19 protein-coding genes, 1 pseudogene, 1 riboswitch and 1 other annotated feature are annotated in these 19,607 nt (G+C 38.1%); of the genes and pseudogenes, 14 read left to right on the top strand and 6 right to left on the bottom strand.

The window, feature by feature from the left end; translation table 11 throughout:
- Positions 1 to 210 precede the first annotated feature (210 nt).
- The 4 genes from ACGHCK_RS09050 (at position 211) to rplL (ending at position 3,139) form a co-directional block, all read left to right on the top strand.
- Complete coding sequence (locus tag ACGHCK_RS09050; RefSeq protein ID WP_251420773.1) at positions 211 to 903, top strand: SDR family oxidoreductase; 693 nt, start codon at positions 211 to 213, stop codon at positions 901 to 903.
- A 207-nt stretch (positions 904 to 1,110) separates the two neighbouring features.
- A riboswitch (FMN riboswitch) is annotated at positions 1,111 to 1,227 on the top strand.
- A 100-nt stretch (positions 1,228 to 1,327) separates the two neighbouring features.
- Positions 1,328 to 1,912: an ECF transporter S component gene (locus ACGHCK_RS09045; protein ID WP_251420774.1), complete on the top strand. Its 585-nt coding sequence runs from the start codon at positions 1,328 to 1,330 to the stop codon at positions 1,910 to 1,912.
- Positions 1,913 to 2,019: 107 nt separating this feature from the next.
- Positions 2,020 to 2,146, top strand: a sequence feature (ribosomal protein L10 leader region).
- Positions 2,147 to 2,179: 33 nt separating this feature from the next.
- Positions 2,180 to 2,695, top strand: a complete 516-nt coding sequence (rplJ, locus tag ACGHCK_RS09040; protein WP_202230620.1) for a 50S ribosomal protein L10 — start codon at positions 2,180 to 2,182, stop codon at positions 2,693 to 2,695.
- Positions 2,696 to 2,773: 78 nt separating this feature from the next.
- Positions 2,774 to 3,139, top strand: a complete 366-nt coding sequence (gene rplL, locus ACGHCK_RS09035) for a 50S ribosomal protein L7/L12 (protein ID WP_202230621.1) — start codon at positions 2,774 to 2,776, stop codon at positions 3,137 to 3,139.
- Between the two features lie 256 nt (positions 3,140 to 3,395).
- On the opposite strand, the gene ACGHCK_RS09030 is transcribed toward rplL, so the two are convergent.
- From ACGHCK_RS09030 to ACGHCK_RS09020, 3 genes are all read right to left on the bottom strand, one after another.
- Entirely contained in the window at positions 3,396 to 3,650 is a 255-nt protein-coding gene (locus ACGHCK_RS09030) for a hypothetical protein (protein ID WP_271328130.1), read from the bottom strand.
- Between the two features lie 360 nt (positions 3,651 to 4,010).
- Positions 4,011 to 4,490 (bottom strand): hypothetical protein, encoded by a 480-nt coding sequence (locus ACGHCK_RS09025; RefSeq protein ID WP_251420776.1) that lies wholly within the window; start codon positions 4,488 to 4,490, stop codon positions 4,011 to 4,013.
- Between the two features lie 14 nt (positions 4,491 to 4,504).
- On the bottom strand, positions 4,505 to 5,206 hold the full coding sequence (locus ACGHCK_RS09020; protein WP_251420778.1) for a hypothetical protein: 702 nt from the start codon (positions 5,204 to 5,206) through the stop codon (positions 4,505 to 4,507).
- 323 nt (positions 5,207 to 5,529) lie between these two features.
- On the opposite strand from ACGHCK_RS09020, the gene ACGHCK_RS09015 reads away from it, so the two are divergent.
- The 4 genes from ACGHCK_RS09015 to ACGHCK_RS09000 all read left to right on the top strand — a co-directional run bounded on the left by ACGHCK_RS09015 (position 5,530) and on the right by ACGHCK_RS09000 (position 7,588).
- Positions 5,530 to 5,697 carry a hypothetical protein gene (locus tag ACGHCK_RS09015; protein WP_251420780.1) on the top strand — a complete coding sequence of 56 codons (168 nt, stop codon included), beginning with the start codon at positions 5,530 to 5,532 and terminating at the stop codon, positions 5,695 to 5,697.
- A gap of 201 nt (positions 5,698 to 5,898) precedes the next feature.
- Positions 5,899 to 6,795, top strand: a complete 897-nt coding sequence (locus ACGHCK_RS09010; protein ID WP_202230625.1) for a VOC family protein — start codon at positions 5,899 to 5,901, stop codon at positions 6,793 to 6,795.
- Positions 6,785 to 6,982: a hypothetical protein gene (locus ACGHCK_RS09005; protein ID WP_202230626.1), complete on the top strand. Its 198-nt coding sequence runs from the start codon at positions 6,785 to 6,787 to the stop codon at positions 6,980 to 6,982. The genes ACGHCK_RS09010 and ACGHCK_RS09005 overlap by 11 nt, the downstream gene beginning before the upstream one ends.
- Before the next feature lie 30 nt (positions 6,983 to 7,012).
- Positions 7,013 to 7,588: a TMEM175 family protein gene (locus ACGHCK_RS09000; protein ID WP_202230627.1), complete on the top strand. Its 576-nt coding sequence runs from the start codon at positions 7,013 to 7,015 to the stop codon at positions 7,586 to 7,588.
- Positions 7,589 to 7,944: 356 nt separating this feature from the next.
- Here ACGHCK_RS09000 and ACGHCK_RS08995 read toward each other — a convergent pair.
- Positions 7,945 to 9,421, bottom strand: a pseudogene (locus ACGHCK_RS08995) (amidase family protein).
- Complete coding sequence (locus ACGHCK_RS08990; RefSeq protein WP_251420784.1) at positions 9,408 to 10,256, bottom strand: transporter substrate-binding domain-containing protein; 849 nt, start codon at positions 10,254 to 10,256, stop codon at positions 9,408 to 9,410. Before ACGHCK_RS08990 ends, ACGHCK_RS08995 begins: the two are co-directional and overlap by 14 nt.
- A gap of 324 nt (positions 10,257 to 10,580) precedes the next feature.
- On the opposite strand from ACGHCK_RS08990, the gene gshAB reads away from it, so the two are divergent.
- Together gshAB and ACGHCK_RS08980 are read left to right on the top strand one after the other, a co-directional pair.
- A complete protein-coding gene (gene gshAB / locus ACGHCK_RS08985; RefSeq protein ID WP_271328131.1) occupies positions 10,581 to 12,845 on the top strand; it encodes a bifunctional glutamate--cysteine ligase GshA/glutathione synthetase GshB in 2,265 nt (754 codons plus the stop codon).
- Between the two features lie 169 nt (positions 12,846 to 13,014).
- Positions 13,015 to 14,181, top strand: a complete 1,167-nt coding sequence (locus ACGHCK_RS08980) for an MFS transporter (protein WP_251420786.1) — start codon at positions 13,015 to 13,017, stop codon at positions 14,179 to 14,181.
- Positions 14,182 to 14,268: 87 nt separating this feature from the next.
- On the opposite strand, the gene ACGHCK_RS08975 is transcribed toward ACGHCK_RS08980, so the two are convergent.
- A complete protein-coding gene (locus ACGHCK_RS08975; RefSeq protein WP_202230765.1) occupies positions 14,269 to 14,799 on the bottom strand; it encodes an HdeD family acid-resistance protein in 531 nt (176 codons plus the stop codon).
- Between the two features lie 141 nt (positions 14,800 to 14,940).
- Between ACGHCK_RS08975 and ACGHCK_RS08970 the strand changes: the two genes are divergently transcribed.
- From ACGHCK_RS08970 to ndk, 4 genes are all read left to right on the top strand, one after another.
- Complete coding sequence (locus ACGHCK_RS08970; protein ID WP_251420788.1) at positions 14,941 to 15,381, top strand: Rrf2 family transcriptional regulator; 441 nt, start codon at positions 14,941 to 14,943, stop codon at positions 15,379 to 15,381.
- 92 nt (positions 15,382 to 15,473) lie between these two features.
- Positions 15,474 to 16,103: an NAD(P)-dependent oxidoreductase gene (locus ACGHCK_RS08965; protein WP_202230769.1), complete on the top strand. Its 630-nt coding sequence runs from the start codon at positions 15,474 to 15,476 to the stop codon at positions 16,101 to 16,103.
- 150 nt (positions 16,104 to 16,253) lie between these two features.
- The gene (gene clpB / locus ACGHCK_RS08960) at positions 16,254 to 18,857 is read left to right on the top strand and encodes an ATP-dependent chaperone ClpB (protein WP_271328132.1); all 2,604 of its coding nucleotides are present in this window, start codon (positions 16,254 to 16,256) and stop codon (positions 18,855 to 18,857) included.
- 229 nt (positions 18,858 to 19,086) lie between these two features.
- On the top strand, positions 19,087 to 19,503 hold the full coding sequence (gene ndk, locus ACGHCK_RS08955) for a nucleoside-diphosphate kinase (RefSeq protein ID WP_202230772.1): 417 nt from the start codon (positions 19,087 to 19,089) through the stop codon (positions 19,501 to 19,503).
- Positions 19,504 to 19,607 lie beyond the last annotated feature (104 nt).

Here is a 19,607-nt window from a genome sequence, read left to right as displayed (position 1 = left end):
CTTAGAAAACGGATTTTGCTCCAACAAATCCTTGTCAAACGCAACTAAAAAAGCTGTCCTAAGACAACTTTTCACACACTGCTGTAACTCATTTTTTAGCGAGTACCACCGCAGAGTTGACAGAGCCATTATTTTTGAAACTCCGCAAAGGATGATGTAGAATGTTGGTGAAGATATAAAATTGATTTATTTTAGAAAGTAGGGAATATTATGAAAGTACTTGTAGTTGGTGCAAATGGAAAAGTTGCCAAACATTTAGCAGAAAACTTAAAAGATTATCCTGAAATTCAAGAAAAAGCTGTTATTCGTAAAGAAGAACAGCAAGGCTTTTTCAAGCAACTTGGGATTGAAACAGTTATCTTGGATATCGTCCATAATTCGATTGAAGAATTCGCAGCAGCGATGTCCGACGTTGATGCAGTAGTTTTTAGTGCCGGTGCTGGTGGTTCTGGTCTAGATAAGACAATCATGATTGATCTAGATGGGGCAGTTAAGGTTATGACTGCAGCAGAAAAAGCGGCTGTTAAACGCTTCATTATGGTGAGCACTTTCCGCGCGGGGCGAGAAGAAATAAGTCGTCAAATTAAGGAAGACTCGCCATTGAAAATTTATACTATTGCTAAAAATTATGCTGATGAGTGGCTAAAAACACGGACAGACTTGGACTGGACCATTATTCATCCAGGAATACTCACAGATCAAGCAAGTACAGGTAAGATTAATCTAGGAAGACATGTAGAGATAGGAAATATCTCTCGTGAAGATGTAGCTAAAGTGATTCTTGAAACCTTAAGAAATGACTCTAGTATTAGAAAAGAATTTGAATTTGTCATGGGAAATATCCCAATCTCTGAAGCTCTTAAAAGTCTTAAAGATGGATATGCAAAAGGAGAAGAAAACTAAAATACTTGAAACGACCTTTGAAAAAGTGACAAAAGTTCTATCTAAAACTCACATAAAAACTTAAACATCAATTGGTAGAAGTAGGGTTTTAAGCGTTGCCACTGTCAGCGGCACAGCATTGAGAAAAACCTCCAAGAACTTTTCATGTTTCAAAGTTTGACTTAAAAACTTATTTTAACCTAAAAAAATTTTTTTGTGATATAATAAACTTATCTTCAGGGCACCGTGAAATTCGGGACCGGCGGTTAAAGTCCGCGAAGCTGAAAAGCTTGATGTGGTGTAATTCCACAACCGACAGTAAAGTCTGGATGGGAGAAGAATAAGAGATAGGACCAGTTCTTTTGGAGCTGTGTCAGTTTTCGCCAATATTCAAATGCTCCCTTCAAAATGAAGAAATATTATTTTCTATTTTGGAGGTTTTTTCGTGTCAAATTCAAAAACACGTCGACTCACATTTATCGCAATGCTTAGTGCAATTTCATTTGTACTGTCCTACCCAATGTTCCAATTTTCCTTGGTTCCGAGTGCAAGTTTTTTAAAAATTGATTTTACAATCTTGCCTATTTTGATTGGGCTGTTTATGCTTGGATTGAGTAGCGCTTTTGCTATTCTTATCATTCGTTCATTTTTATGGCTCTTGTTAAATAGTGACGGCGTAAATACCTATATTGGTCTTCCGATGAATATCGTGGCTGTCACAGTATTTGTGCTGGTACTTTGGTTTTTCCTCCGTCACAGATTTAGTTTACGGGGCTATATTATGGCAACCATTCTGGGGACTTTGGCCTTAACTGCGGTGATGGTAATACTTAACTATGTTTATGCAATACCCCTTTACTCAATGTTTGCTAATTTTGATATCGCAACGATGTTTCCTGGGGGTGTTTCAGCCTATATTGGTGCTGTTATTGTCTTTAACATCCTAGAGGGGTTGATTTTTGCAGGGAGCTTTGCTTTACTGTACTGGGCGTTACGCGGTTCAAAAGCAATCAAATTTATTAACGCTTAAAAATAAAAAAATGGTCTATTGATGAGGAGAAAATAATCATGACGTGGTGAATGATTATTTTTTATTTTCTTCTTGCATTTCTTTTTAACATCTGATATACTAGTATAAGTTCTGAAAAGGACTGACCGAAGACAGTTGGGGACATAAGTCATAAGCATCCAACCGAGGACAAACATTTTAAACAATGATTGAACTCTCTATGTCTTTTGGTCGTGGGGATTTTTATTTGTAAAAATTCTTACGAACAAAATAAAATGGAGGTAAAAAATGAGCGATTACAAAGTAAACGAAGCAACTATTGCTAAGAAAGCTGAGTTGGTTAACGTCTTTGCGGAAAAATTTGAAGCTGCGACATCTATCGTTGTTGCAAGCTCACGTGGTTTAACTGTAGAACAAGACACTCAACTTCGTAAAGAGTTGCGTGAAGCTGGTGTGGAATTCAAAGTTGTTAAAAACTCAATCTTGCGTCGTGCAGCTGAAAAAGCTGGACTTGAAGCTTTGAACGACAGTTTTGTTGGCCCATCAGTAGTAGCTATCTCAAACGAAGATGCTATTGCGCCTGCTAAAATTTTGAGCGAGTTTGCTAAAACAGCAGACAAACTTGAAATCAAAGCTGGTGTCATTGAAGGAAAAGTTTCAAGCAAAGAAGAAATTGCAGCTATTGCATCTCTTCCAAACCGCGACGGTCTTCTTTCTATGCTTCTTTCAGTGCTTCAAGCACCTGTCCGCAACGTGGCTCTCGCAGTCAAGGCTGTTGCAGAAAAAGAAGAATCAGCTGCTTAATTCCATCAGGAATGACAGTAAGCACCTTTTATATCGGCGGATTTACGCAACAAACTAAAATTTACTAGGAGAATCAAAATGGCATTGAACATTGAAAACATCGTTGCTGAACTTGAAACAGCAACAATCCTCGAACTCTCTGAGCTCGTTAAAGCAATCGAAGAAAAATTTGACGTAACTGCAGCTGCTCCTGTAGCAGTAGCAGCAGCTGGCGGTGAAACTGCAGCAGCTAAGGATTCATTTGACGTTGAATTGACAGCAGCTGGCGACAAGAAAGTTGCTACAATCAAAGCTGTTCGTGAAATCACTGGTCTTGGCTTGAAAGAAGCTAAAGAACTCGTTGATGGTGCACCAACAATGATCAAAGAAGGCGTTGCAGCTGCAGAAGCTGAAGAAATCAAAGCTAAATTGGAAGAAGCTGGTGCTTCAATCACACTTAAATAAGAAATACATGCTTATTTAAATGGGGAATCCCGATTTACCTAGCTTTGGTTGCGCTGAGCGATTTTAAAAATTAGGAAAATCAATGAGGTTTCCTGCCAGAAATCCTGCCAAAGATTTTTTGGCAGGATTTTTGTTGGGTTCTGTCAACTCTGCGGTGCTAATCGCTAAAAAATGAGTTACAGCAGTGTGTAAAAAGTTGTCCTAGGACAGCTTTTTTAGTTGCCTTTGATAAGTATTTGTTGGAGTAAAATCCGTTTTATGAGGTGGTCAAATCGCCCAAAGCCAAAGACACTATGCTTGATGAGTTTACAGAGATTGTTGAGCCTTCTAGTGGGCCATTGGAGTAAGGTGAAAGAATCCCACGACCAATAGCAGCCTTAACTACTGAGGAGATATTAGCCCTAGGTGCAACGAAATAAGGGCTTAGGATAACTGTGTCCCCACAAACCGCGCAATCGTACTTGGACTTCTTCAATTCCAGAACTCTAGGTCTGTGTCCGCGGGGTGTCATGAGAACCTCAGAAATCCTGTAATCACGGACTTTACGAATTTCAGAAATGATGCCACAAGCAGGGCAAACCGTCTGCTTTGGTCGATAGCTAGCCGAAAAGATTTGTGCTTCATGTTCACCTGTCAGCTTTGTAAAACCTAGACGGAAATATTTTTCTTGCGGGAAAACTAATTCTGAGGCTTTGAGTCCAGCAAAAGTGTGATAGACTCAGAATAAATCATAGATTTTCCTTATAAAATAATTGTGTCGCAACTCTATTTTATCGAATTCCTATGACTTTTCTTGTATAAAAAAAGCAATAGATTTTCATCCGCACTTAAAAGGCCACCTTCTGTGAATGTGTCCTTTTTTGTATCTTTATTAATTTTGAGTTGTATCACGTGTTGCAAGTGCCGTACGGATTTCTCCAGTTGTCGCTCCATCTTCTACTCGGAGAACAGCCTCCACTTTTCCAGTATTTATATCTTTTATTTCACTGTTTTGTGCTTTATCTTTAGAGACATATCCTAACCATTGTCGCTCTTTTCCAGCACTCTTTCCTACCTGAGTAGTATCTGGAATCATAAAGTGTTCATCTGGTGTATAAGTTTCGGCGTTGCTTTTAACCGGAGAAAATCTCTCATTGAATTCATTTAAGCTTTTAAAATCTTCCAATGCCACTTGAATAGCCAAATTTTTCTTTTCAAGTTCAGCTTTGGCTGGCATTTTTTTAACTTCCGAGTGCATGTTATTTCTAGCTTTTACTAACTTACTATCAGTTTTAGTGTTGTTTACTACAGTGTAAGCTATTACGGAAGCAAGGACGATAAATGCGATGAGGCCCATTATTTTTAGCTTCATAAGTACTCCTTATTTTAATAATTTGAAATTTCATAGTTTGATCCTGATTTTGGTCCCCAAGACCAGCAAGATAGAACCTGACCTACCCCAGCTTGTACCCAAATATCAGGGTAGCTACCTTCATAGATAGAATGGACGTATACTCCATGTCCCACGCCAGTATTATAAGTATTCCTCCAGTCTTCAGAATCTCCAGCTAAAAAGCTATCAGACCAAGCCCAAAAGTGTAAGGCTTTTCCAGAAATCGGAGCATAACCATATGGTGCATAATGCCAATAATTACCAGTTGTCCAATGTCCTCGTACATATGCACCAGACCCTAGCCTCATAAGTTGAGTTGGGGGGATATTTCCATCCCCTGTTTTAAGGGACAGAATATCAAACTGTGAAATGAATTTTGAGTCTGGTACTTGAATGGGGTCTAATTCAGCACCCGCCTCAATTTCTTCCAGTATTTTTGCTTTGGAATTATGATCAGTGTTTATAGATAAAATAGGTTTATCAGGATTAACCATGTCATATATTGTAATTTCTCCGTGTACGCGAATACCACTTGATAATTCGATAATTGTGTCAGTTGGCTTTGGTTTTTCAGTACCAGTTTTATCAGCATCTAACTTTGGAATTTCAACAGCTGAGGCTGATACTATGGTAGGATTTGTATTCCCAGATACAAAAATTACTCCTCCTACAATTATCTTACTAATAGCATTCAATTCTTTACTTCCTCCTTATAAATTCTTCGATTTCCTACCACTCTTTGATGATGAATAATATTTAGCTCCCTTCTTTTGTTTTTTATATTATGTAAGTCCAAAAGGTTAGTTTTTACCCTTTAACTCTGAAAAATGTGTCTAATCTATGTCACTTATATCATGATTGTTATATTTATGCAAACTCCTCTTTATATTATTCATGGGATTTTATACCTTAGAAAAGGGTGCATTTTTAAGAAAAAACTATAATAGTATTTGAGATAAATAGCCTGCTCTGGGCTAGTCTCCTATGTTGATTTTGAAATACAGAAACATTTCTTAAAGTGAAAGAATTTGGCCTGCACAATAACCTGTTGAAATTCCCCAATGTCCCTAATAAAATTGATGAAATAACTTGGGAATTATCTTATTTTGAAAAATGTGCTATCATGGATGATGGAGAAACAGCTAGAAGGAATAAAGGTGAGAAAAACTCCTCCCTTTGTCCCTAGCTTAGCTACATTTTTATGAAAAAGAGGAGAAATGATTTTTACACAGCAAAGTGAAGTAAAAGAAAAGGCTGCAGGTGTCTTTTAGGGCAACGAGACTCCCATGAGAAAAGATATTTTGCTAAAAAATAAGCTTTTCAGTATTCGTTCTTGACAGATTAGGAAATTATGTTTACAATTGTAAACATAAAAGGAGAAAGATAGATGAAACTGCACCATATATCATTACTTACAGCTGATTTTGAACGAAATTTTCATTTTTATGTTGATATTTTAGGCTTGCGCTTGGTGAAAAATTCAATCAATCAAGGAAATATCTATATGCGCCATGTTTATTATGGAGATTTCAGAGGTACACCAGGAACGGTTGTTACTTTCTTTCCGGACCGACGATTTGACTTGGAACGAGAAGAGGGAACAAGTTATCTGTCGGGCATTCAATTCAAGATTCCAAAGGGAGCTATGGACTTTTGGACTTCCCGCTTTAAAAAATTTGGGCTAGATTATCAGCGTGGAGATTATTCACTTGAAGTAAAAGATTTTGATGATGTTTTACTTGAATTTATTGAGGAAGGTGAGCCAAATAGAGAGGGACGAATAAATGCATTGTCAGATGTTCCTGCTGCATATCAAATCACTGGACTGTGGGGAAGTCGTCTCTACAGTTCAAACTTAGAAGCTACGCGGTTATTTTTCCAACAGATGGTCGGGAGTGAAACGGGAATACAGCTATTAGCTTCCCAAGCTAAAGCCCCTTCACGAGTCTGGGGGAGAGGTTCAATCGATCATTTGGCTTTTGCTGTAGCATCCAGTAAAGACTTGGATGAAATTTGGGAAAAAGCTCTAACCTTTGGTTATGAAAGAGAGTTATATGCAGACCGAGGCTATTTTCAGTCAGTCTATTTAAGAGAACCAGGCGGGGTAAGAATTGAGTTTGCAACCTTGACGCCTGGATTTACACTGGATGAATCCATCCAAGATTTGGGAAGTGGCTTTGCCCTCCCACCGAGATATGAAGAAAGACGTCAAGAACTTCTGCGTTACTATCACAAGCAAGGCGTTCATTTTGAGAAAAAGAAAGAACAAGATCATGAAAATTAAAGTTCAACATCTTAACGGTCGTCAAGAAAGTAAAGAATTTGCCAGTGCAGAAGAATTTATTTTACTCCAAAATCGTGAAATTCCAGTCTTAGAGGATTCAGCCAAGGTACTGGAACTTGAGATTGAGGGGAAATCACGTGAATTTCAAGGCAATGTAGCTACACTTTATTTTGAATTAAACAAGTAATCTTAATGGTAAAGGTAAAGGAGAGAAAAAATGACAAGTGGACGTCTATCCGCATTTACAGATGGTATTGTTGCAATTTTAATCACCGTGATGGTATTAAACTTGAGCATTCCGAAAGGGCCAAATTGGTCGGATTTATTTGATATGGGTTTTATTTTCTTGACCTATTTTGCAAGTTTTTATATTTTAGCTATTTATTGGAACAATCACCACCATCTTTTTCATTTGGCAGAGCAAGTTTCGGGAAGAATATTGTGGTGGAACGTCGTGCTCTTATTTTTCATGAGTTTCATCCCTTTCACAACAAATTGGTTGTCTGAGTTTTCAGGATCAAAAACACCGGAGATTGTTTATGCGGTAAATAACTTATTTATTGATATTATTTTCAATATCTTGAGCTATGAGATTTTTAGATCAAGAAACTATAGATTGAAAGAAATGCGTTGGGTTTGGAAAGGAGCCTTTTCAATCTTGATTCTGTTGGTTGGTATTGTGCTAACGATATTACTTCCAGTAGCTCAGATAGCACTCATCGCGACAATTTTAAGTATGATTCCTTGGATTGTTCCAGATAAACAAATTGAAAACTATGTTAATAAGAACTAAAAGTTATAAAAAAATGAATATAAAAAATAGAAATGCTGCAATACCAGCATTTCTATTTTTTTAGTTTTCGCAAATCATCAAAAACTCTTTCTCATTATTATCTCTATTAAGACTTGCTGCTGCAAGTTTAAAACCTCCTTTTTGATAGAAGCAAAGAGTATTTTCGTTTTTCTGATAGACGTTTAAAGAAAGCAATTGACTTGAAGTTTTGACAGGCTGTAAGAGTGCTTTGTCGATGATTTTAGACTGCTTACTATTGATCAAAAAATCCTGAAATATATTGGTCAATCAGATTGATAAACAAGTTGAAGCTTGCTTCATACAGTATTCGCGTTTGATGAAATACCTGTCAGTCATCAATTACGATAAAACTCAGGCAATATAAACTGGTCATTATTTTCAAACTGTAAAGCCAATCTTAGCATCAGTATCTCGGAGTTTTTCTTGCCCCAGACTTGGACACCTTGCGGCAGATGTGTGGCTGTTTCCAGGTAAATTGGAAGGGATAGGGCGGGCTGTCCTGTGAGATTACTGATGAAGTTGTAAGGTGTGAAAGCCAAGGAGTTTTCAAATGCTTGCTCTATGGTTGCGATTTGTTCAGAGAAGTCGTACAATTCCATGTGTTTCATTTTTTCCGTAATGTTAGGATGGATGAGCTCTTCGCCAATTTTGGGCGCTGTTTTTGCTGTTGTCGGTGTTAAGAAGAAATCAAAATTTTTAAAAATTTCTTCATCAAACGTTGCACAAGCGCTATCCCACTGATTTAAAGCTTGAATATAAGAAGCAGCATCTGCATTGCGACCGGCTTCTAACAAAGCATAAGTCAGTGGTTCTACATCGCCGTTGTTTATCTTTCTGTCATTAGCGATTTCCCATGGTTTGAGCATGGCATATGTTTCAGCAGCATTCATCTGATAGTAAGTTTGAATCAAAGGACGGGCATTGAGTGGAAAAGCAATCTCTATCAGTTGGTGTCCTTGTTTTTTTAGAAAGTCGACAGCTTTTTGAAGTGCAGCCTTAGAGGTCTCCGAAATTGATATTCCTGAGACAGGAGAGTCAAAGGAATAAGCAATATTTAAAGGCCTTTCGGGTTCAGTAAGATGATGTAATGCTTCCTTATCCAGTAACTCAGTTTGATAAGGGTCGGCTTCTTGCACACGTTGCATTTCTGCTAAAAAGCTGGCTGTATCACGCACAGAAACAGTCAAAGCACCTGTGGTTGCAGCCCCCTGCCAACCTCGATAATTCCCTGGACCTTGGGGCATAAGTCCTCGTGTCATTTTCAAACCAATAAGTCCTGAAAAAGAAGCAGGGATACGGATGGACCCACCGCCATCAGATGCGCCAGCCATGGGAAAGATGCCAGAAGCTACAGCGGAAGCTGCACCGCCAGAGGAGCCACCAGAGTAATAAGCTGTATTCCAAACATTACGGGTGTCCCCATATAAAGCTGAATCCGTAATATTTTTAAAGCCAAATTCAGGAGAATTTGTTTGTCCAAAGGGAGTTAAGCCAGCGTCAAGAGCAGCTTTGACGAAGTTGTCGTCTGAGTGGGCCATACTGTCTTCAAAAAGTTTGGAACTCGAAGTTGACGGAAGTCCTGCATGATCTTGACCTAGCATCTTTAGTGGAAAAGGAATGCCTGCGAAATAGCCGTCTTCTGTTTTTGATAAATCAGTTTGAGCCTGATTCAAGTCGTAAGCAACGACGGCATTGTATTTCGGATTGATTTCTTCAATCTTTTTTTTGAGTACTTTGAAGTAATTCAGCAGCACTGATTTGCCCAGTACGTATTTTTTCTGCCCAATATGTAGCGTCTTTAATCTTTCTCATCTTTCATATCTTCCTCTCTAGGAGTAAAATCGCCACCGAGGTATTTTTCAGAAAGTTTTTTCATTGTGCCATTCTCTTGAAGTTTTACCAAGGCTTTGTCGACTTTCTGTTGAAGGTCTCTGCCTTCTTTTTCCTTACCAAAAATGAAATAGCTAAATCCCGTATGTTTATCTGTCTCACCTAAATCAATCGGCTCGACTTTTAAATCATAAGCGTGTTGCTGGATAATTTGTGTGAGTGAAATTTGGTCGTAAATCACAAAATCACTCTTGCCTGAGTCAACATCAGCAACATAAGAAGTTAACGGATAGCTGGCATCCATATATTTTAAGTTTATTGCTTTTTCTGGATTTTCCTTGTTCCAGTTTTCAAGCATCGTTGTGACTTGTACACCAGACAAGACTTCCGTTGTTTTACCAGCTAAATCACTCAATGATTTGACGTGCAAGTCAGGTTTAACTGCTACCGATGTTGCGGACTTGGATAAGGGAAGCGAATAACTGTATTTCTCTGCACGTTCAGGTGTCCAAGAAAGAGCATTTGCGGCCATTTGAAAACGGTCATTGTCAATTCCAGAAAGTACGGAATTAAAATCAATCACTTGAAACTTCAATTTGTACTCAGGGAGTTCTTTGAAAACAGCACGTGCAAGCTCAATATCGTAACCTGTCAATTTATTGCCTTCCATATAGGTATTGGGCTTTGAGTTCGCATTCGTCGCCACGATAATTTCTTTTGGCTCAGGCTTAACGTTTTCTTTTTTGCTGCAAGCGGTCAAAACCCCAAAAGAAGTGAGAGAAAATAAGGCTAGACCTAAAACTAATTTTTTATTCATTTTTTATATTAATGGATTTCTACAAATCCTTCCTTTCTGTCTATTTTTATTTTAACAAAATTTAGAAATTCATTAGCTTTTTATGTTTAGGAATTTAAAGTATGGCCAAGTAAGTAATGAACGAGAAAAGAATAATAATCTGCTGAAACCTGCATTTAAATCACAAGCAACACAAATTTATCTGAAAAGTGTATCGCTAGACAATGGACAATAAATAAAAAACCAATTTTATTTCGGTCAGTGACGAGGAGTAATATGGTATAATAACAATGAATACTTTAATAAATATATTAAAAATAAAATATAGAAACTATGGAAATAAAAATGGCTATTTCTTATCGTAAAATATTATCAAGTACAAAAGTAAGACCTTATCTCTTTCAAGCACATTTTGGCCTAGAAAGAGAAGGGCATCGTATAGATTCAACGGGAGAGCTGAGTACCTTGTCTCATCCTAAGTGTTTAGGAGCACGCAGCTTTCATCCCTATATTCAAACTGATTTTTCAGAAACACAGATTGAAGCTATTACTCCAGTTTTTGGTCATCCAAAGCAAGCCTTACAATTCATGGAAGCCCTTCATGATGTCATCATCCGTTCTCTTGAAGAGGAGGAGCTACTTTGGGTGCAATCTATGCCTCCCGCACTTCCAAAAAATGAAGATGACATCAGATTGGCTGAGCTTGAAAAAGAAAAGGATGTGGCTTATCGTCAGGGCCTAGCCTCAAAGTATAGTAAACGTAAACAGATGGTATCTGGTATCCATTATAATTTTGAATTTGCGGATGTCCTGCTTCAAGCGATGTGGGAGCAGCAGGGAAGCGGAGACTTTCAAGAGTTCAAGACGGAAGTATATATGAAACTCGCTCGACAATATTTGCGTTACATGTGGATTATTACTTATTGTCTGGGTGCTTCTCCACGCGCAGATTTTGGATTTTTCACCGATGAGGCAGAAGTGCCTCATCAGCCTGTGCGGTCTATCAGAAACTCAAAGTTTGGTTATCGCAATGCTCAGGAGATTTTTGTCAGCTATCAGAGCTTGGAGAAGTACTATAATGACCTGTCGACTTACGTTGAGTCAGGTTCATTGTCAGAGATGAAAGAGTTTTATTCTGCTGTACGTTTACGTGGTGGAACACGTGCAGAAGAGCTTATGGAAAGTGGAATTCAATATGTAGAGTTTCGGAACTTTGACCTGAATCCATTTGCCCGTATAGCAATGGATGAGGATACAAGCCGTTTTATTCATCTCTTTGTTCTTTATCTTATTTATATGGACGAGGAAGATTGTACAGATGTAAGTCAGAGACGGGGTTATGAAATAAATGATACCGTTGCCTTGGAACATCCCTTAGAAAAGACAGGCTATTATGAAGAAGGACAACAGTTTTTCTCACAAATGCGTCATTTTGCACAAGCACTCAATCTTTCACAAGAAGATCAGATTATTATCGACAAATTCGCTCAGATGTTGGAAAAGCCAGAAATGACAATAGCAGGTCAAATGGAGTTGGCTTATCAAGAAAACGCAAATTTTGCCTTAGAATTAGCAAGGGATTATCGCAAGAAGACCTATCAACATCCCTTTCAGCTGGCAGGGTTCACTGACTTAGAGCTCTCTACTCAAAACTTATTGTTTGATGCGATTCAGAAAGGACTAAAAGTAGAAGTCTTAGACGCTCAAGATCAGATGGTTTCTCTCACATACAAGTCACATACAGAGATTGTTGAAAAAGGAAATATGACTTCCAAGGACTCTATGGTAGCCTATGCCATCATGGAAAATAAGGTGGTAACGAAAAAGTTACTGGATCGTGCACATCTGAAAACGCCTAAAGGACATGAGTTTAGGGAACATTCAACGGCCTTGGCAGCTTATCCGCTTTTTAAAGACAAGGCTATCGTCATTAAGCCAAAATCAACAAACTATGGCTTGGGCATTTCTATATTTAAGCAACCAGCAACGGAAGCACAATTTAGAAAAGCGCTAGATATTGCTTTTCATGAAGATAAGGAAGTTATTGTTGAAACATTTGTGACTGGAACGGAATATCGTTTCTTTGTGCTTGACGGTAAAACAAGAGCTGTTCTTCGACGAGATGCAGCACATGTTATCGGTGATGGCTTATCGACTATTGCGCAACTGGTAGAATCAAAAAATGAAAATCCTTTACGAGGAATTGATCATCGCTACCCTCTGGAAAAAATACAAATCACTGAAACAGAAAAACTAATGCTTGAGGTGCAAGGCTATACAGAGCAAAGTATACCTGAAAAAGGAGTGAGAGTAAATCTTCGAGAAAATTCAAATATCTCTACTGGTGGTGATTCAATTGATATGACTGATGAAATGCCCGAAGCTTACAAAACGATTGCTGAACAAGCTGCCCGAGTATTGCAAGTGAATATTACAGGAATCGATATTTTAATTGAGTCGCTCACAGATGAGTCTGCATCTGATTACAGCATCATTGAGGCGAACTTTAACCCAGCAATGTTGTTTCATTTATACCCGCTTAAGGGGAAAGGGAGGCGCGTTACAATGGATGTTTTAAGTTATTTATTCCCAGAAGTATTTTCCTCATAAGTAAAAGTCTGACATTTTAGCCAAAACACCAGAATGACAAATGCGATACTTTTTTATTTTGTTGTATAATATGATAGAATAGATGAGTATTAGTAAATGAAATAAGTTAAAAAGACGGCTTCAATTTTTTGAATCTGTCTTTTTATCGGATGATTGGGGGTGTAACTTTATGAAAAACAAAAAATGGATGATCAATCTAGCGATTTCCAACCTACTGCTGGTCTTCTTAGGAGTGGGCCTTGTTATTCCTGTTTTACCACCATTAAAAGAGCAAATGCATTTTTCAGGAACAACCATGGGGATGATGATTTCGATTTTTGCAATTGCTCAATTGATTGCATCACCTGCTGCAGGTTACTTATCAGACAAGGTTGGACGGAAAAAGTTGATTGCCTTGGGGATGATTATCTTTTCCTTTTCGGAGCTTTTATTTGGCTTAGCACAAGTCAAAGCCGTATTCTATATTTCACGCGCATTAGGCGGTATTGCAGCTGCCTTACTTATGCCTTCCGTGACAGCCTATGTTGCAGATTTGACAACAGTAGCTGAGCGTGCCAAGGCGATGGGGAAAGTTTCAGCAGCAATTAGCGGTGGATTTATTATTGGTCCTGGTGTAGGTGGATTTATAGCAAAATTCGGGATACGGGTACCTTTTTATGTGGCCGCCTTATTAGCATTTGTGGGCTTTATCTTAAGTATGACTGTGCTTAAAGAGTCTGAGAAAACGATGGATATTAACCCCGAAGCAACTCAATCTTCGTTTCTGGATATTCTTAAAAATCCAATGTTTACATCGCTTTTCGTTGTTATTTTAATTTCCTCATTTGGATTACAAGCTTTCGAGTCGATTTATAGCATCATGGCAACGATTAATTTCGGTTTCACAATGAGTGAAATTGCTTTGATAATCACTGTCAGTGGTATTCTTGCTCTTTTCTTCCAACTTTTCCTCTTTGATTGGATTGTCGAAAAGATTGGTGAAATGCATCTGATTCATTTGACTTTCTTTGCAAGTGCTCTCTTTATTGCTATTATCGCCTTTACAGGAAATAGGATAACTGTTGCCTTATCAACTTTTGTTGTTTTCCTTGCCTTTGATTTGTTCAGACCTGCAGTAACAACTTATCTTTCAAAGCATGCAGGGGATCAGCAAGGAGCAATCAATGGTTTGAATTCAACCTTTACAAGCTTTGGCAATATTTTAGGGCCGCTGGCGGCAGGGATGATGTTTGACATTAATCACTTTTTCCCTTACTATATTTCAGCGATTATTTTACTCGGAACCGGAATACTATCAATGCTTATGACCCGTAAGAGAAAGCAAGCAGATTTTTAAAAAAGCATTGAGTCATAAACTGCAAAAGACGAGAATAAAGCATAAAAAAAGGAACCGCTTAAACATTAGCGATTCCTTTTTTTATAATTACCATGTAAAGTAATGAACGAGCTTAAAGATACCAAGGACAAGTATAACTATACCGAGGAGCGTCCAAAGTGCTATTGCACCCCATAGTGGCGTAAGCAAAAGCATGAAACCTGCAACTACACTTAAAACCCCAGAGAGAATAGTCCACGGTTTAGAGGGTGAATAAGGCACATAACTAAAAGATACAAAGCCTTCTGTTATCCAAGTAAAGCCCACTAAAATTCCGATAATAATAAATAAAGTGGCTGTAGCAGCTGCTAGATTAATCAATGAAAACAGTCCTGCAATCACGTAAATTGTTCCTAAAAGAAAATGTCCAAATCTAGACCAAAAATTTTCATTCATCAGTGAGAAAATAGAAACAAGATAAAAAATCCCGATTAAAATAAAAGAAATTCCAATCAAAACAGTTCCTACCTGCGCTGTACGCCCTGGCCAGAAGAGAATAAGCAAGCCAATAAGTGTTGAAATTAAGCCGTTTATTCCGACATTTTTACGTAGCCTTTTTGAAAAATTTTCAGAAAACATTTTAATACCCCTTTCTTTTCTGATAACTTAATTATAACTTATTTTGTTTAAAGAGTGGGAAATTGATGCAATTGTTTTATTATTGACATTCTCAGAGAGGAGAATTATACTTAAAGTAAGTCAAGCGTTTAAGGAGAAAAAATGCAAATATCAAGCCGCTTTACCATTGCTCTTCATATTTTTGCTTGTATCCATACATATGAAGGAGAGCGCAAGATAACCAGCGATTTTCTGGCAAGCAGTATCAATGTCAATCCAGTCATCATCAGAAAAGTACTTCAACAATTAAAAGCCAAAGAACTGGTAACAGTGGTTCGAGGAAGTGGAGGGACAAGAATTGCAAAGCCGATCGAAGAAATAAGTTTATTTGATGTTTATGAAGCAGTTGAGGCTGTGAGTCAAAAAGGTCTTTTTCATTTTCATGAACATCCTAACTTAGATTGTTCTGTGGGGAAAAATATTCATCAGGTTCTTGATGTTAAACTCGACATGATTCAAAACGCCATGGAAGAACAAATGAAAACGATAGGTCTGCAGGAAGTTCTTAGGGATATTGAGCATTGTATAGCGATAAATCCTTAAAAAAACTGAATAATTGACTTTTTCTGTAGGCTTATATAAAATTAACTTGTAACAAAAGGAATTACAACGAAAATGATAGTGGAGGTTAATTTATGAAATTAGCAGTAGTTGCAGCAAATGGCAAAGTTGGCCGTCTAATTGTACAAGAGGCAACAGATAGAGGAATAGATGTCACAGCTATTGTCAGGAGCGAGAACAAAACAGCAGCTCAGTCAGTACTGGAAAAAGACTTATTTGATTTGACTAAAGAAGATGTCAAAGATTTTGATGTTATTATTGATGCTTTTGGTATTTGGGCTGAAGACAGTCTTGAACAGCATACAGCTTCGGTTCAGCATCTTGCAGATTTAGTGGAAAATACAGACAAACGATTGCTGGTTGTCGGTGGTGCAGGAAGTTTGTATCTTAATCCAGAACATAGCCTTCAACTTTATCAGTCAGAGAACTTTCCAGAAGCTTTTAAACCTTTGGCTGCCGCTATGGCTGAATCTTTGGCGGCACTAAGAAAACGAGATAATGTTAAGTGGACTTACGTGAGTCCAGCAATTGACTTCCGACCAGAGGGAGAAAAGACAGGGGACTATGTTGTTGCTGGTGAAGAACTCACATTGAATGCCAAGGACGAAAGTATTATCAGTTATGCGGACTACGCTAAAGCGATGATTAATATTGCTCTTGAGGAAAATTATGTTGGACAACGCATCAGTGTTTTTCAAAAATAAAAAGGGGTTTTCTTGAAAAATCCTTTTTATTTTTACATAGAAAATAGCGAACAAAATGTTTGACCTTTACTGACCAAAGGGGTATAATTAAGAGGTAGTAAGAAAAATGAGAAAATTACTATATTAATATGAAATGAATCGAGGTGCATTATGGACATCGAAAAAATGACAACAAGTATGCAAAAATCACTTTATGAAGCGCAACAAATTGCGCAAACTCGCCATCATCAAGTGATCGAAATTCCACATTTATGGCGAATCTTTGTAGAACCCAATAGTTTTGCTTATAATTTTTACAAAGATCTAGGCATCAATATTGATGAATTTACAAAAATTATTGAAAATGAAATAGATAAAATTTCTTCTGTTGAAGGAAGTAACATTACTTATGGTCAAAACATAAGCTCAGATCTTTTTAGCCTTTTTAGTGCAGCAGATAAGATTGCTAAGGAAATGGGAGACGAGTACCTTTCAACGGAGATTGTACTGCTAGCACTTTTTGACTTAAAGAAAAATCCTTTAACAAAATATTTAGTCAGCCATGGACTTAATAAGGAAAAAACAAAATTAGCAATTGAAAACTTACGTGGAGGTGATAAAGTGACAAATCAAAACGCAGAAGATACATACAAAGCACTTGAAAAATATGGCGTTGATCTTGTTGCTCAGGTAAAAGCAGGCAAACAAGACCCCGTCATCGGACGTGACGAAGAAATTCGTGATATTATTCGTGTCTTGTCACGCAAGACAAAAAACAATCCCGTACTTATCGGTGAGCCTGGTGTTGGTAAAACAGCTATCGTTGAAGGACTTGCTCAACGTATCGTACGAAAAGACGTTCCAGAAAATCTAAAAGATAAAACGGTCTTTTCACTTGATATGGGTGCGCTTATTGCCGGTGCCAAATACCGTGGTGAGTTTGAAGAACGTCTGAAAGCTGTACTGAATGAAGTTAAAAAATCAGACGGTCAGATTATCCTCTTTATTGACGAGTTGCACACCATTGTAGGAGCAGGTAAAACGGAAGGTTCAATGGATGCTGGTAACCTTTTGAAGCCAATGCTTGCTCGGGGAGAACTCCATCTTATCGGTGCTACAACTTTGGATGAATACCGGAAATATATGGAAACTGACAAGGCTTTGGAACGCCGTTTCCAAAAAGTCTTGGTTACAGAGCCAACAGTTGAAGATACAATTTCTATCCTTCGTGGTTTGAAAGAACGTTTTGAAATTCACCACGGTGTAACCATTCATGATAATGCCTTAGTTGCCGCAGCAACGCTTTCAAACCGCTATATTACAGACCGTTTTCTTCCTGATAAAGCGATTGACTTGGTGGATGAAGCCAGCGCAACTATTCGTGTCGAAATGAACTCTTTACCTACAGAGCTCGACCAAGCCAATCGTCGTCTCATGCAATTGGAAATCGAAGAAGCAGCGCTTAAAAAAGAAAATGATGATGCTTCTAAGAAACGTTTGAATATTATCCGTGAAGAGATTGCTGAATTACGTGAAGAAAACAACCAGCTTAAGGCACAATGGGAAGCTGAAAAGAAGGAAATCGGTAATATTTCTGAAAAAAGAAATGAACTGGAACGTGCCCGTCATGAACTTGAAGAAGCACAAAACGATGGCGATTTTGAAAAAGCGGCTGCATTGCGCTATGGTAAAATTCCTGAAATCGAAAAATCACTGAAAGACCTTGAAAGTAAAGCAAAATCAGATGATCTCAGTCTGGTACAAGAATCTGTTACTGAAGAGCAAATTGCTGAAGTGGTTGGTCGTATGACAGGGATTCCTGTAACGAAACTAGTGGCAGGGGAACGTGAAAAGCTGCTTCATCTGCCAGACACCTTGCACCAACGTGTTGTTGGGCAAGATGAAGCGGTAGAAGCTGTGTCCGATGCGATTATTCGTGCGCGTGCAGGAATCCAGGATCCTAACCGTCCTCTAGGTTCATTCCTCTTTTTAGGTCCAACTGGTGTTGGTAAAACAGAACTGGCTAAAGCTTTAGCTGAAAATCTATTCGACTCCGAAGAACATATGGTTCGGATTGATATGAGTGAGTATATGGAAAAGCATAGCGTTTCACGCCTTGTTGGAGCTCCTCCGGGATATGTCGGTCATGATGAAGGGGGACAATTGACTGAAGCTGTTCGCCGCAATCCTTATACGATTATCCTGCTTGATGAAATTGAGAAGGCGCATCCAGATGTTTTCAATATTCTTTTGCAAGTTCTGGATGATGGTCGTTTGACTGATTCGAAAGGTGTCTTGGTTGACTTTAAGAACACTGTCTTGATTATGACATCAAATGTTGGTTCACAATATTTGCTTGATAATGTTGGTGATAAAGGCGAAATCTCTGAAGAAACAACTGAAGAAGTGATGAAGCAGTTGCGTATGCACTTCAAACCAGAATTTCTCAACCGTATTGATGACACTATTCTCTTTAAACCACTGTCATTGGATAACATCAAAAATATTATTGTGAAGATGACCAGCCAATTGACACAACGTCTTGAAGACATGTCCGTCGAACTTGAACTTAGCGAAGAAGTGAAAACATGGATTGCTGAAAATGCTTATGAACCTGCCTATGGTGCACGTCCATTAAAACGTTATCTGACGAAGGTTATCGAAAATCCTCTTGCTAAATTAATCATTGCAGGCAAGATTCCACCTAAAACTAAAGTTTTAGTTAAACTTATTGACAATAAAGTAGACTTTGATATCTTGCCTATCTCAGAATAATCAATAATTAAAATAAAGGAAGAAGTCCGAGCATTTCGGGCTTTTTTCATGCAGCAAAAAGTATTCCCTATAGTATAAAAACTTTTTTGAACGACTTCCCTGACGTTGTGTTCCCTGAGAAAACTTGTCAAAGCAATAGCTTATTCCCTAAATTTCCAGATAATTCTTGACAATTTATAGTCTTTAGAGGTAAAATGTAGTCAATATAGGATACGAGAAGGAGTCTATCATGGAAAAAACATTCTTTATTATTAAGCCCGACGGCGTTCGACGTGGCTTGGTGGGTGAAGTCTTGAAACGTATTGAACAACGCGGTTTACAGCTGGATAGATTAGAGCTACGCACCGCTCCAGATGAGTCTCTGATAGACAAACACTATGAGGCCTTGGTGGATAAAGATTTTTATCCCAATCTTCGTAATTACATGACTTCTGGTCCTCTTGTTGTTGGCGTAATATCTGGTGTAGAAGCTATATCTTGTTGGCGTGCAATGATGGGCGCGACTAACCCCGCACAAGCTCAACCTGGGACTATTCGTGGAAACTTTGCGCAATCACCTGAAAAAGGCAAAGCGATTGAAAACATTGTTCATGGATCAGACTCCCCTGAATCTGCTGAGCGGGAAATTGCACTCTGGTTTTCATAAAGAAAAAGTAAATTTCGAGAGCAAGGACTTTCTGACTAGGTTTGAGCTATACGGCTGTAATAACCAGAAGAAGGTCTTTTTGTGTTCACTTTTTATCAAGGGAG

It is taken from the genome of Lactococcus muris, assembly GCF_042849115.1.
In the GTDB taxonomy this organism is placed as follows: Bacteria; Bacillota; Bacilli; order Lactobacillales; family Streptococcaceae; genus Lactococcus; species Lactococcus muris.
Note: the sequence above shows the minus strand (reverse complement) of the source record. Positions and strands in the feature narration are given on the sequence as shown.